Here is a 13705-nt window from a genome sequence, read left to right as displayed (position 1 = left end):
GGCTCAGCCCGTCGGCGCCAAACCTGCCAGCGCGGCCGTGATATCGAACGCGTCGATGGTCATCAATTCCTCGTTGCTCATCGCCGCGACATCCACATTCTCCTTGGTGAAGCGATAGTCGCGCTCGGCCTCCGCGGCCTCGACCACATTGCGGATGAAGCGACCGTTGCCGGCCAGATCGATCAGCCTGCGACCGTTCTTGGTCTGCCCGGCCAGCTGCTCGCAGCGATCCCGCAGGATCTCGCGCGCCGATTCGGACAGCAGCGAATCCTTTTTGCGCGCAATGTGATCGGCGATCTGCGTCAGTTCATCGGCGCCATAGCTGGAGAACCGGATCCGCTTGGTGAAGCGCGAGGCCAGGCCGTCGTTGGAGGCGAGGAACCGGTCGATCTGGTCCTCGTATCCGGCGATGACCACGACCAGCTTGTCGCGATCGTTCTCCATCCGCGCCAGCAGCGTGTCGACGGCTTCCTTGCCGAACGCGTCGCCGCCGGACAGGCCCTCCTGGATCAGGGTGTAGGCCTCGTCGATGAAAAGCACACCACCGAGCGCCGAATCGATCAGCGCATTGGTCTTCGGCGCGGTGTGGCCGAGATGGGTGCCGACCATATCGTTGCGAGATACCTCGATGACCTCGGGATTCTCCACCACCCCCAAGCCCGCGAAGATCTTCGCGATCACCCTGGCGATGGTGGTCTTACCCGTCCCGGGAGGGCCGGAGAAGATCAGATGCTGCGACTTGGATTCCACGGCCAGACCGCGCTTGGCCCGCACCTGATCCATCAGCACACCTGACTTCAGCCGGTCGACCTGCTCCTTGACCGAATCCATACCGATCTGCGCTTGCAGCAGCTCCGAGGCCTCCGTGAGCAGCGTCTCGCGCTCCGCGCGCGCCGCCGAGGCCGCGGCCTCGGCCGGATCGGCGCCGGTCTTCGGATCCCATTTGTCGGTGCGCGAGGCGAGCAGGTCGGGGTTGGTGATCTCGAGCCGATACGACTTGTCCTTGACCGCGCGCTGCCACTCTTCCCGCTCGGTCCACAGGCCGGATCCCTGCAGCCCCTTGAGGATTCGGTCGGCGTTCTCGTGATCTCCGTTGTGCCGGTACAGCATGCCCAACAGGAAGTGCGCATCCGCCCAGATGTAGGACAGATTGCCCGAGGCAGCGTCCTCGGCGATGCGCTGCGCGCGCGGCATCGCCTCGCCCATTCGACCCAGATGCGCCAGGGCTTGGGCGGTCATCAACTCGGCCGCGATATCCAGCAGTCCGTCCTCGAGCACGGGCTTCGCGCTGCGTGCGCTGAGCACGTCTAGCCATTGCTTGGTCCGGAAGAACAGCGACATGCGGACGAAATCGGCCACATCGTCGCTGGGCACCTGATCGAGAATCACCGTGGCCTCTTGCCATTCGCCACCCTCGGCGTACGAACACGCCTGGGCGATCGCGATCTGGTCGCGGTCTGCCATCGCGACGCGCAGTCCGTACATGCCGATCTCGACCTGACACCACAGCGAGCGATCGACCAGACCCGCGCGCTGTTGGTCCCGATAGAGGTTGTGCACGGAGCGGTAGGCACCGTAGATCACCTCCGAGGTGACCTCACCGGCCATGGCGCAGCCGAGCCACGCATCGCACATATCCGGATCAAGATCGGTGGCGGCTCGGAACGCTGCCACCGCATGCTGTTCGTTTCGCACTCCCCCGGCGACCAATCCCAGTGATTGAACACCTGTATAGAACGCGTCCTCGGCCGCTGACACCTGGACTTCCCTTCCGCCTCACTCGCCTGCCGGAACGATAGACATTCCGAGGCAGCCGCCGTTGCCAACCAATTCCCAACACTGGGAAGCCCGACAGGCAGCGGAAACCTGGACCTCCAGATAAGTGGCCGTCATTTATGGTGCCGTCATTCAACGGTCATATCCACTCGAGTGCCGCCCGATACCCACACCTTCAGACAGACATGACAGCGGCCCGGCCCAGCTCGTTTCCCAGGCGCCGGCCGCTGCCGTCGGCGTCGACCAATTGCCGACCAGGTGGTCTCACCCATTCAACGGACCACTATTGATCGAACCGCTATTTAGCGGTATAGTTCACAACGGGCTGGCGGTCCTCATCCTGACAGCCCACAACCTCGAGCGGCGGCCTGGAGCCGCGACCCGGCAACGGGCCGCCGTGCAGAACGGATTCCCCACATCCGTGGCGAGTCGCCGAACCCCAAACCCCGACGGCTCCCCCTGGCGGCCGGTGACATTCAGCAGTCACCGGCCGCTGTGGTGTTTGCAGACTTCAGATCACCCGCACAACGACTGCGTCGCTGGACATACGCGACCATTTGACCGTCGAACCCGAGTACGGTGCCTCGATCACCAGCCCGTTGCCCGCGGCGAGTTGCACATGCTCCGGCCCCCGCGCGCTGAACGAACTCGCCGGGAAAACCAGGTCACCGGGCCGTACGTCCTGCGGGGAAATTCGAACACCGGAGTAGATCTGCTCATAAGTGGTGCGGGGCAATACGACTCGACCGTCGGTGGCCTGCGCGACGGCATACTGGGTCAGCCCCGAACAGTCGAAGCCGCCGCCGGTCGGACCGCCCGCACCACCACCGCCCCAGATGTACGGTGTGCCCAGCCAGGCGCTGGCCGCGCTGACGGCTTTGCTGCCGGAGGTTCCGTCCGATGGCACGGGACGCCCGGCGATGGCTTGCAATCGAGAGGTCGCGCGGCCCGCCGTCCGAGCCGTGGTGCGCGCTCGACTCCGGCGCCGACGACGGCCCCCACCGCCCGTCACGCGACCGCGCGTGATCTGTGGTGTGGCCGACGGCATGATCTGAGCCGCCTGGTGCCTCGCCGCGGCAACATCGGCGTCGACCTGCTTGGCGACCTTCGTGATGGTGTTCTGGGCGGCGTCGAGCAGCGCCGGACCGCTGAAGCGGGTATCGCCGATCGTCGCGATCGCCTGCAAGCGAGTCTGCAGATCCGCGATCTGATTGTTCACCATGTTTCGGCCGACCACGGTTCCGTCACCGGCCGATGCGACCGCCCGGTTCACGATGCTGTCCTTGCCCGCGTGAGATTCGGCGACAGATTGATGCATACCTCGCATGTCGCCATAGCCGACCATCAAGGAACCGCGATGGCCGTCGTCGGTGCGGGCGGCAACCGATGATACGGCCATCGCCACCGCGCTCGAGCTCGGCTGGCCCGAACCGTAAAGCCCCAGTAGGGAGTCCAGGACCCCGTTCAGGTCGAGAGTGAGTTGCGGCGTCATCCGACCGACTCGCTATCGCTCATCATCGACCGCCTTCCAAATCGACAGCTGTGATGTCGCCGACGAAATTTCGAGCCTTCCCGAACGACGAAGTCGCACACGACTATGCGGCAATCCCGGTGGGAAACGGAAACGATCGCACTTCCCAGTTGCGGGAAGGCTGGACAATGGTGGGCGTCGGGTGGCGGGAAAGGATCTGATTGCATATGCCGGACGGCAGCACGGAAATCGACCCTGGCGTATTGCGGGATCTGGCGAACCAGCACCACCAGGTCGCGGCCGATACACTCGTCTGGGCCAGTGCGCCCAGCGACACCACCGATCACACCACCGGTGCCGACAAGAAGCTGCCACCCGATCCGCAAGGCCCGCCACCCAGAGATCAGCACCCGCCCGACGGTAAGAACCCGCCCGACGGTAAGAACCCACCGCCGGACAAGGACAAGCAGCCTGATTGCCGCGACAAACCGCCCACCACTGCGAAGCATTATTGGCCGGTCGAACTTGATCCCCCACCAGGCGCTTCGCCAGCACTGAAATCCTTTGTCGCCTTGGCCGAGACGGCAATTCAGACCGCGGTGGATCTGCTCGGCCGGGGCGTTCCGGAACCGCCGCCAGAGGTCGGTGAACTGCTGCGCACGGTGGTATACCAGGCTCTTGGCAAGGGCGAGGCCACCGTTGCCTATCAGGAGGCCATGGCCGCCGTGCGCGCGAAGCAGACATCTCTGCTGCAGTACGACACCAAGGTCGCCCAAACCGCTATCGAAGTGGCCGCCAAGAAAGACGAGACGCTCGCGGACATCAGGCACATGGTGCACGAGCTGCAGACCAGGCTGAAGGTGCCGATCACCGGAAAGCACAAGGCGCAGCAGGAAATGAAGCTGATGGAGGAGATCGCCGCAGTAATCGAGCGCGTGTACCGCAAGGTCGAGGCGGTCTACAAGGCCAACCAGGACATGGCCGGGAACTCCGGCGACAAGGGCTCCGGCGACGGCAAGTCATCCGGTGACAAGTCCGGCGGCGGTGGTTCGTCGGGCGGCTCATCGGGCGGTAGCGGGTCGGGCGGCGGAGACGGCGGACTGGGCCAGATTTTCCAGACCCTCGCGATGTTGGTCCCGATGGGGGTCATGGCGGCGACACCCGTGGTGACGGCGCTGATGCAGAACGATAAAGAGCGCAGGGAACACGAAGAGCAAGAGAAGGAAAAGTCCGAGCACGCGGCACAGGCCACAACCGCACCCGGGGCACCGGCTGCCACCGCACCTGGGGCACCGGCCACCACCGCGCCCGCGGCGACGGCACCAGCCGACCCCAATGCGGCGGCCGTAGCGCCGACTGCGGCTGCGCCAGGAGTCGCCGCGCCTGCGGCCCAGGCGCCCGCTGCGCCCGTTCCGGCCGCGACACCGAGCGATCCGAGCGCGCCACCGGCTGTCACACCCACAGCCCAGGCCTGAGGACCGTAGCCCGGGCCTGGGCAGCTGGGCCCATGCCCGAAGGCGCTATTTCATGCCGGTCGGGTGCTGCCCGAAACATATTCCCGCAGAAGACGTTCGCCATCACGATGCAGGTGGGCGAACCGTGGGTCTCGCGGCGGAGTGGAGTCGACCCGCCGCGAGATACGGTTCTCAGATCGTGACCGTGGCGGCGGAGACCGGCGGCGGCGACGGTGCCGTTCCCCCGGTGGTCACCGGTGGTAGCGCGGCCTGTTGCGTGGCATTGCCGATGCCATCGAGTCCGGTGGGGTGCTTGAATGTCAAGAAGCCGCCGAAGCTGGCATCCGGTGGATTCGCGGTGTTGAGCGGTATCGCCATTCCGCCCACAATGGCGAAGAGCTTGTTCTCATCGTTGACATAGACCAGCGCGCTCCGGTGTTCGAATTGCACCACGTCCCCGGTTTTTACTTGGCCCTCGCTGATATTCGACCACGGGCGGGTGTCCGTTTCCTGACCCGCCGTGCCCGTATATGCCGCGTGCGCGTCGGCACCGTTCGGATCGTTGGTCGCATAGTTGAAGGCTTGGGCGAGCGTCGATGGCAGCTTCACATCCCCGATGCCCTTGATCGTCGCGTCGACCATCGCGTTCGGATTCGCGGATACCGGTGTGGCCGTAACCGCGGGCACGGTGCTGTTTGCCGCGTTGGCCAGGGATTGCGGGGTAGCACTCGCGGCCTGCACTGCCGATGCATTATTGCCGGTTATTTTCGAGTAAGGGTTCGACGAACCATTCTGACCGCCCCACTGCGACCCGTTCTGGCCCATCTGTTGCGGCAGGTTGTATCCATTCCCCAACATCGATGCCAAGGGATTCGACGAACCCATGCCCCCACCCCACGGACTACTCGCGGCACCCGAGTTTCCGTAGGAGCCGGTGCCGCCGGTCGACCCACCAGCTGCTCGTGTGATATCGGCGATTGCCTGGTCGAATCTTGCGCCCAAATCGGAGCCGGTACCGCTGGTGATGCTGCCGGTACCATCCGCGCCGGTGCCATCCGCGCCGGTGCGCTCGTCCGCGCTGTTCACACCGTCGGCATTGCCGTCGAAGGCGCCGTCGCCCAAGCCATCGAGCCCCAACTTGTTGTTGAAATCCTCGTCGTTGAAACCGATGGGGTCGGCGTTCGGACTCGGATTGGGGCTCGGGCTCGGGCTCGGGCTCGGGCCGGGGCTGGGGCTGGGGCTCGGGCTGGGACTCGGGCTGGGACTCGGGCTCGGGCTCGGACCGGGCTTCGGTTTCTGGCGGTCGACATGCTTCTTTGCCTCCTCGACCGCATCCTTTACCTTGTCGATTTCCTTTCGTACATCGTCGGTGGCATCGGATACCGCACCCAACAGTTGATCCACCGCAGCCGGCTTGAGTTTGGCGCTTTCGATTTTCGCACCAGGACCCGAGCCCGACCACGTGATGTCGGTATCCGCACTCAACAGCTTGTCCTGGAGGTCATGTACGGTCTTCTCAATATTTTTCCTGGCATCCTTGACCGAATCTGGTATCTTCTCCAAGGACACAAGATCGACGCTCTTGTCGGCGTCACGCAGAGAACTTTTTACCGATTCGAAATAGTCCGCATCTTTAGAGTACTCATCGATCATCGCGCCTTTGTTCTTCGACCGGGGATCCATTAGACCGGCATTCGTCAGCAACGTGGAGAAATCCGGCAACGCGTTGTACTTGCCGGACCCCATCGCATCGACCGAGCCCTGCATCCATTGCTCGGCGGACGCGATGACGTTCTTGAGAACGTCCGGCGCCCCCCGCGGAGGCTGCAACGAAACCAAGAAATAGTGCTGTACGCCACTATCCTTGGCAATCGTACTCAGCTCTTTGGTTTTGGTCTTGTCGCCGTCTTTGCCATCTTTACCCAGGACAACTACACGACCATCATCAGTGACCTTTACTCCATAGACATCCTTGAGATCAACATTCGTCGAATTACCGGAGTAAGCACCGTAAGGGCCGTTTATCCTGAGATCGAGACCGTTCTCATTGGCCGTCACACCGGTCAGATCGCCAGTTGTCTGGAAAGCTTCCTGACGACCGTCCGGGCCGGTGAAGATTACATTGTTTCCCTGAACTTTGAGATGGTATTTACCGTTACTGGACGTGAGCTCTTGACCGTCACCGAGAGTATCGCCCGCGAGTAAGAGCTCGTGCCCATTGCCCGACGGAGGAGGTGCCGGTTCGTCCTTCTTCGGTTCGTCCTTATTCTCGCTACCACCCTGGCCCTTGGGATCGGCTGCACCCATTTCCTACTGCACCCCCGTCACTGCGGTTCGTTGGTAGTGGGTAGCGGCGTAGACGGCGCGGCAATCGCACCCGGGGGTGGGCCGGAGACAGCCGGGGCCGACACCCCGGGTGCGGTCACCCGACCGGAAACCGCAGGTACGGCAGCACGCTCGTCCACTGCTGTCGAAACGGCCGCCGGAACCTCCACGAATCGTGGATGTTTCACGATCTGCTCGTGTGCGTACACCGCGTCGCGCAATTGCTGGCGAGTGGTTTCCTCGGCCAACAGCAGAACCAGCTCGTTGCACCGCCGCTCGAATACCAGCGCGCGCAATCCGCCGTCAGCGTCGTCGACTCGCAGATCTCCGGGCTCGACCCGGCCGACATCGACGCGGCGCGGCATGATCGAGGCCGCGAGCAGATCGTCGGCGTCACGCAGTTCGTCCCACCAGGACCTCGGAATGTCGCGACCAGACTGAATCGCGCCCAGGATGCGCTCCCGCACTCCGCGTGCGCCCGCACCGTCCGACGGAAGGTCGCGGATCCGGCTCACCTTGGCGTGCGCGTCCGCCGCCAATTCGAGGCAGCGCGCGCGCAGACCCGAATCCGGTACGGCCGCAATCTGTTCCAGCGCCTCGACGGAACCGGCGAGCCCGAGCCGATCGGCGGTATCGGGGGTGGACACGCGCAGATCGACATCGTAGGAGGGTCCGACCATGCCCTCCATCGACACATCGTTGAACCGCGATCGCAGGCCGGAATCGATCGGTCCGGACGACACCACCGCCGATAGCGACGCTCCGGCCTTAGCGCCCCAGGCCAGCCCGAACTCCACTAGGACGCGCGCCGGATCGGATACGCCCTCCCATGGCGACGCCGCATCCGTGGAACCCGCGCCGAGCATTTCGTCCCACAGCCATGGCGTGGACACCTCGCGCGGCAGATACAGCCCCGCTGGGAACCAGCCACGGCCCTCGTTGGAGGTGATGAATACACCCGCACCACCCGGACCGCGCATCACCGCCACGGCCCAGTGCAGGCCGAGTACCGACGAATCGACGGCCGCCAGCACAGCGCCGAGCAGGGTGCGCGCGACCACCAGGTCATTGTTGACGGCATCGCCGACCACGTACGCCGGTGCGGCCTCCTTGTCCTTATTGGCGGCAACGGCCGACGCAAACGGCGTCGCCATGGGCGCGGGTGGCAGGTCGCCCGCCGCGCTCACGCCCGACCGGTCCGACGTTCGATCGTCCGGACCGGGGCCGGATGGGCCACCGCCCGGTCCCGCCGATACCGGCGGCACGACCGCACCCGACGGTGTTGTAACCGTCGGCCCGGAAGGGCCACCACCCGGGCCACCACCGGGACCCCCACCTGGGCCACCACCGGGACCGCCACCTGGGCCACCGGGCGGAACGGTACCCGCCATCGGCGTCGACATGCCTGTCCCGTCGGGCCCGGCGGGCGCCGCGCCATTTGTCGTCGGAGCAGTGACAGGTCCGGCACCGGCCGGTGAATCGGGGGTGGAGTGCACCGGCTGGTTACCTACCGGCGCGTTGTCGGATGGGCTGGCATTGACCGGCACATGCCCGTTCGGCGATGTGCCGTTGGGCAACGACGGCGAGGTGTGCGGCTGGCCGTGCGCACCGGAATCATCCATGATGCGGCGGATATCCGCAGCGCCGTGCAGGTCGGATTCTTCGAAGTCCCGGGCGGCCCTGCGCAAATCTTCCGCGGTCTTCTTGTGCTCGTCCGCCAGCGCGCGACCCGCGTTATATCGAGCGTCGTAGTAGCCTTCCAGGGCTTGGTGCACCGGGTGGGCGATCGCGCCGTAGCTGTCCGGGAACGCCTTCAACCACGCGTCAGGCTTCTTGGCCCATTCGAGCGTGTCTTCCGCGACCCGATCGTGCTGGTTTGCCAAGTCATACAACACCTGAGGGTCGATTTCCATGCTGCCACCCGGCATATGCAATCAGATCCTTTCCCGCCACCCGACGCCCACCATTGTCGATCCTTCCCACTGCTGGGGATGCTCGAGAACGCCCTCACACTGCGAAGACTCGACAATGGACTTCCGAATGGAGTCGGATATCCGCGCGCGAGGCGGATCAGCACGAGCACAGCTAGGAGATCGAGGTGGCCGAATCGCTGTGGGCCGATCTCGACGCCATGCGCACCTCCGCCGCACAGCTCGATGGGGTCGCCGACGAGGTCGCGCGGATGGTGGCCGACCTGAAGGCCGATCTCGCGCGTGAAGGCGAATTCTGGGGTGACGACGACCCCGGAAAGATGATCGCCGAGTCATATGTGCCCGGTGCCGACAAGGCCATGGAAGGTATGGAGAACCTGGTCCAGGCGGTGCGGTCGATGCAGAGCCAACTCGCTTCCGCGGCGAAGACTTTCGGTCAGCAGGACCTCGCCGGCGCGCAGCACATCAACAAGGCGGACCCGACCGATGTCACCACAGATGCCGACGACACGGGTGGTTATCAGCGTCCGACCTCGATACCCACTCCCACAACCAGCGGCCAGTCCACACCACAGGGATCCACACCCGTATCGAATATCCACCCGACCACCACCGATCGTCCGAAGACCGACGGCTCGGCCGCGCAGAACAACGCCGGACAGTCTCCATCCGCGCAGTCGCCATCGGCACAATCGGCGGACCCGCAGTCGAATGCACCGGCCGGTAGCGATGGTCGCAACCAGGGCACGGGCGGAAACGGTGGGACCGATGACTCCCAGGCACCCGCCGACGGTTCCGACTCCGCCGATAACGCAACACCCGCAAGCACCACTGCGGCTCCCGCCGCGAGCCCTGCCGCCGCGAATCCCAGCGCCACCGCTGGCGCCCGTTCGAATCCGGTGTCCGCCAAGCAGTCCGGGTCGGCCGCACGCACCGCGGGGTCCACTGCGGGCACACCCTGGTCCGGAAATTCGGCAGGCACTCCGTGGTCGAAGTCCCCGGCGGCGTCGTCCCCGACCAGTTCCCCGTCGAATGGCGCGCCACCACGGGTTTCCCCACCGCGCCCCGGTGGTCGCCCGGGCGCCGACAAGGATGCGGCGGAAAAGAATAAGAAGAAGGAGAAGCGCGCCGCGCCGCAGCGCCCGGTGCCCCAGCAGGCCGAGACCGATACCGAGGCCATGCGGATCGCCCGTGAGATGGCTGCCCGGCACAACCTCGAGATTCGCGGTTTCGAGTCGTCGGGCATCCATGCGGACACGGTGCGCGAGATGGCCGCCGCCCTCGACGCCATGGTCGGCCGGTACACCGTCCCACTGCACGGGATCGAGATCGCCGATTTGGCCGGTGCGCCCTCACGTGTCGAGAACCGGAACACGGAAGCGGAATCCGATGATCCGGCACCGTGGATCATGCTGGACCGAGCCGCCGTCGCGAATCCGCGCATGCTGACCGGGTCGACCGTTGCGGTGCCGCACTCGACGCGCCCCACCCGACCGGACCGCCCGATGTACACGACAATCCTGCGCGCGCTCGGCGGTGCGCTGGATCTCGCCGGTGGATTCCGGGCGCGCACCGAAGCGCAGCGCACGTTGATCACGGAGTATCTGCGGGTGCGCGGCGCCAAGGGCGACACACTCGCGCGCGTGGTCAGCGGCTACAAGCGATGGCGTAGCGCATTGAGCGACAACTGTTTCCGCAACGGTGTGTTCGCGCCTGCCGCAGCCCTTGCCGAGGCCTTCGCCGCCGTCGAGTTGGACGGCGACGCGGCCAGCGGACCCGCGAAGACCCTGCATCGGCTGCTGGTGACGATGGCGAAGGCTTCCGTCTTCGACGAGTGATGATCGATCGGCGGACCACCCAGCGTGGGTGTTCAGAAAGGAGATCGGCGTGGACCGATGGAAGCGAGAAGGTCTGCGATCGGCCAACAGCGGATTGCGTAACCAGATCGAGCACCTCCTCGACAGCTACGAGCAGCAGCAGCCTCGGTTGGCCGAGATGTTCCGGCAACTGGAAGCGGTTCGCGGACAGGCGAACTCACCGGACCAGTCGGTGGAGGTGGTCGTCGATGCCAATGGCGTGCTCACCGATCTCACGCTGACCGCCGCCGCCGTGCGAAAATCCCCCGACCAGCTCGCCCGCACCATCCTCGACGCGGTCCAGGAGGCGGTCGGCCGGGCCCGTGCACAGCACACGGCGCTGACCGCTCCGGTCGCCGCCGAACTCGATGACCTGCCGGATCTTTCCGATATCGTCGACGAGGTGCCGAACCTACGCGAGGTCCGCACCTTCTTCCGCGGCGAGGAGAAGCGAGCCGAGTGAGCACACCGCATCAGGACCTCAGCCAGTCCTCGATCTCTTCCAGGCTTGCGGCCGAATAGATGAGTTCGTCGTCTTCGGCGTCCAAGAGTTCCCAAACATACGGCGATACGACGCCGCGGACGAGGCGGTAGCCCGCTCGGGTCGCTCGCACGCTGAGACGGTTGAGCCGTTCCGGCAGCGGAGAGGAGTTCGCCGGATGCAGATTCCGATCGCTCATGAGGCTCGACATCCCGCGGGAACATCGTTGCGCCGGAATCAATTCCGTCCAATACTCGTGCCGGACCGCATCCCATAGCCGGGACAGTTTCGGGAAGCGCTCACGCATCTGCGCCAGGTCGGGGCAGCGGGCCGGATGGAACGATGCCAGCGTCTCGGCGGAAACCACGTCGCGTACCAGCATCATTCGAATGCGATGGCGGTCGATCCGCCACACCGCCAGCCAGCCATCCACCTCGGTGCGATGCTCGCCCATTCCGGTCACCGTCGCCGTTATCCGGCGGTCGTAGTGCGCCCGGACACCGGAGCCGCCAGCTCGACCAGCCTGTCCACAACCTCCTGCAATGTTCGCAGCGGTGGACCGTCGCCAGCACGATATGCGACATCTTCGAGCGGCGGATATGCGATACCCCGCGCGGCCGCGCGTTCGCGTGGGCTCATCGATTGCGGCACAAGGCAGCCCACGCTCACGAGCGTGTAGAACGCCGCCGACTTCCACACGCATTGCCCCGAGCGGCATGCCCGGTGTATTCGCATCTGTTCGTGGGCGAGCTGCACATCGCCGCGCTCGCACACCCTGGGCGGGGTGACGATCACGGTCTCGCCATGTGCTGTTCTCGCGTCGGCCTGTGCCAGTTGGCCGACGCGTGCAACGTCCATATCCGGCTGCGATACTTGCGTTTTGGTCATCGTTGGAGGCCTCGATCGATGTCGTGATGGTCTGGGCGGCGGCCGGGCGGGCTGCCGGAGGGTTTGCGCTACACCGGTTCATCAGGTGCTATCAACCGCCGGACACAGCACAACATGGGCGATACGATGCCGGGAACCAACCTGGGACTCCCAAGGAATTCATCCCAAACCTGCACGATAGGTCCCAGTTCAGGTGCTAGTCCGTGCCACATTCAGATGCTCCATCGTCCCAGATTTGCTGAGGGTGTGATTGCCTTGACCAGTGCAGATGGCTCCTCGACCCTGCCCAGGCGACAGCTCGGGCGCGCCCTGCGCGAGATGCGCGAAGGGCAGGGACTTCGCCTCGACCAAGCGGCGGCGCTGGCCGAACTCAGCAAGAGCGGGCTACACCGCATCGAGAACGCTCAAGTGGTGAAGGTCAAGATCCGCGAGATACGGGCGCTGTGCGAGGTGTACGGCGTGGCGACTGGGGAAACCAGCCAGATGCTCAAGCTCGCTGAGAAAGCGCAAGTCAAGAGCTGGCATACGGCTTTCAGCGGGCTCTTTAGCGACGACACTTTCGCGATGTACCTCGGATTGGAAGCCTCAGCGCACCAACTTATTTCGTACAATGAGATCGTCCCCGGCCTGTTGCAGACGGCCGATTACGCACGCGCAGTGATCAGCTCATACTATCGAGATAGCAACGCCGAAGATCTCAACCGACGAGTCGAACTGCGGCTCAAGCGACAAGCGATCGTCACACGGAAGTCCAGCCCTGCGAAACTGGAAGTGTTGCTGCATGAGTCAGCCTTGCATCGTGTTGTGGGCGGACCACGTATTATGGCGGCCCAACTGCGGCATGCGGCCGAGATGAGTAAATTGCCCAACATCTCGGTACGGATACACCCCTTCGCCAGCGGGTGCACCTGGGGTTTGGTGCATGGCCCGTTCGTCATCCTCGACTTCGGTACCGACACCAAAGGTCAGCCGGTTGAACCCGCTCTCGTCTACTTCGAAGGGAATGGAAAGCCCGACCTGTACATGGAAAAAGCCGACGATGTAGAGCGTTACCATGACATTGCTTCAGCTCTACGGTGTACTGCGCTGGACGAGACATCAACGCGAGATCTGCTCAGGCGGGCAGCAAGGAGTTACACACCATGAACACTGACTTGTCGAGACCGCACTGGTTCAAGAGCAGCCACAGCTCCGGCGCAACCGAGTGCGTCGAGGTAGCTTGGCTCGGAGGAGGCAGGGTCGGCGTTCGCGACTCAAAGAACCCCACCGGCCCGGCACTGAGCTTCACCCCAGGCGCATGGGACGCCTTCACAACGGGCATCCAAAACGGCGAGTTCAACCGCCCGCAGCCGTAACAGCGCAGCCTCCACTGGAATCCGTTCGCGTACAAGCAAACTCACCAGCACAGTCGGTGGCGGTCATCATCGATGCCAGCGGGCACTCCCCGACCCGACTCTGACCGCCGCCGGACGATACAAGTCCCCGACCGGCTCGCCCGAACCATCCCCGACCGGGCTCGCCCG

General features: G+C 64.7%; 11 protein-coding genes. 5 read left to right on the top strand and 6 right to left on the bottom strand.

The genetic code is table 11. From position 1 onward, the window contains the following. Window positions 1–3: 3 nt before the first annotated feature. Window positions 4–1758 (bottom strand): type VII secretion AAA-ATPase EccA, encoded by a 1755-nt coding sequence (gene eccA / locus ACQP0C_RS12900; protein ID WP_433733153.1) that lies wholly within the window; start codon window positions 1756–1758, stop codon window positions 4–6. A gap of 529 nt (window positions 1759–2287) precedes the next feature. Then, complete coding sequence (locus ACQP0C_RS12895; protein ID WP_433733152.1) at window positions 2288–3268, bottom strand: C40 family peptidase; 981 nt, start codon at window positions 3266–3268, stop codon at window positions 2288–2290. A gap of 206 nt (window positions 3269–3474) precedes the next feature. Here ACQP0C_RS12895 and ACQP0C_RS12890 point away from each other — a divergent pair, with 206 nt between their 5' ends. Beyond that, window positions 3475–4722, top strand: a complete 1248-nt coding sequence (locus tag ACQP0C_RS12890) for a hypothetical protein (protein WP_433733151.1) — start codon at window positions 3475–3477, stop codon at window positions 4720–4722. 171 nt (window positions 4723–4893) lie between these two features. Here the strand turns inward: ACQP0C_RS12890 and ACQP0C_RS12885 are convergent, their stop codons facing one another. Both ACQP0C_RS12885 and ACQP0C_RS12880 read right to left on the bottom strand, forming a co-directional pair. Beyond that, window positions 4894–7008, bottom strand: a complete 2115-nt coding sequence (locus tag ACQP0C_RS12885) for a hypothetical protein (protein WP_433733150.1) — start codon at window positions 7006–7008, stop codon at window positions 4894–4896. Between the two features lie 17 nt (window positions 7009–7025). Further along, window positions 7026–8939, bottom strand: a complete 1914-nt coding sequence (locus tag ACQP0C_RS12880) for a type VII secretion target (protein WP_433733149.1) — start codon at window positions 8937–8939, stop codon at window positions 7026–7028. A 185-nt stretch (window positions 8940–9124) separates the two neighbouring features. Here ACQP0C_RS12880 and ACQP0C_RS12875 point away from each other — a divergent pair, with 185 nt between their 5' ends. Both ACQP0C_RS12875 and ACQP0C_RS12870 read left to right on the top strand, forming a co-directional pair. Next, the gene (locus ACQP0C_RS12875; protein WP_433733148.1) at window positions 9125–10795 is read left to right on the top strand and encodes a hypothetical protein; all 1671 of its coding nucleotides are present in this window, start codon (window positions 9125–9127) and stop codon (window positions 10793–10795) included. 49 nt (window positions 10796–10844) lie between these two features. Next, the gene (locus ACQP0C_RS12870) at window positions 10845–11276 is read left to right on the top strand and encodes a YbaB/EbfC family nucleoid-associated protein (RefSeq protein WP_433733147.1); all 432 of its coding nucleotides are present in this window, start codon (window positions 10845–10847) and stop codon (window positions 11274–11276) included. Window positions 11277–11286: 10 nt separating this feature from the next. Here ACQP0C_RS12870 and ACQP0C_RS12865 read toward each other — a convergent pair whose 3' ends face one another. Further along, complete coding sequence (locus ACQP0C_RS12865; RefSeq protein WP_433733146.1) at window positions 11287–11748, bottom strand: hypothetical protein; 462 nt, start codon at window positions 11746–11748, stop codon at window positions 11287–11289. Window positions 11749–11765: 17 nt separating this feature from the next. Next, complete coding sequence (locus tag ACQP0C_RS12860; protein WP_433733145.1) at window positions 11766–12182, bottom strand: hypothetical protein; 417 nt, start codon at window positions 12180–12182, stop codon at window positions 11766–11768. A 255-nt stretch (window positions 12183–12437) separates the two neighbouring features. Between ACQP0C_RS12860 and ACQP0C_RS12855 the strand changes: the two genes are divergently transcribed. Next, window positions 12438–13328 carry a helix-turn-helix domain-containing protein gene (locus ACQP0C_RS12855; RefSeq protein WP_433733144.1) on the top strand — a complete coding sequence of 297 codons (891 nt, stop codon included), beginning with the start codon at window positions 12438–12440 and terminating at the stop codon, window positions 13326–13328. Continuing rightward, window positions 13325–13537, top strand: coding sequence for a DUF397 domain-containing protein (locus ACQP0C_RS12850; protein ID WP_433733143.1), 213 nt, complete (start codon window positions 13325–13327; stop codon window positions 13535–13537). Before ACQP0C_RS12855 ends, ACQP0C_RS12850 begins: the two co-directional genes overlap by 4 nt. Window positions 13538–13705 lie beyond the last annotated feature (168 nt).

It is taken from the genome of Nocardia sp. CA-129566 (assembly GCF_050956075.1).
In the GTDB taxonomy this organism is placed as follows: Bacteria; Actinomycetota; Actinomycetes; order Mycobacteriales; family Mycobacteriaceae; genus Nocardia.
The sequence above is the reverse complement of the archived record's forward strand: the minus strand, read 5'-3'. Positions and strand labels throughout refer to the sequence as shown.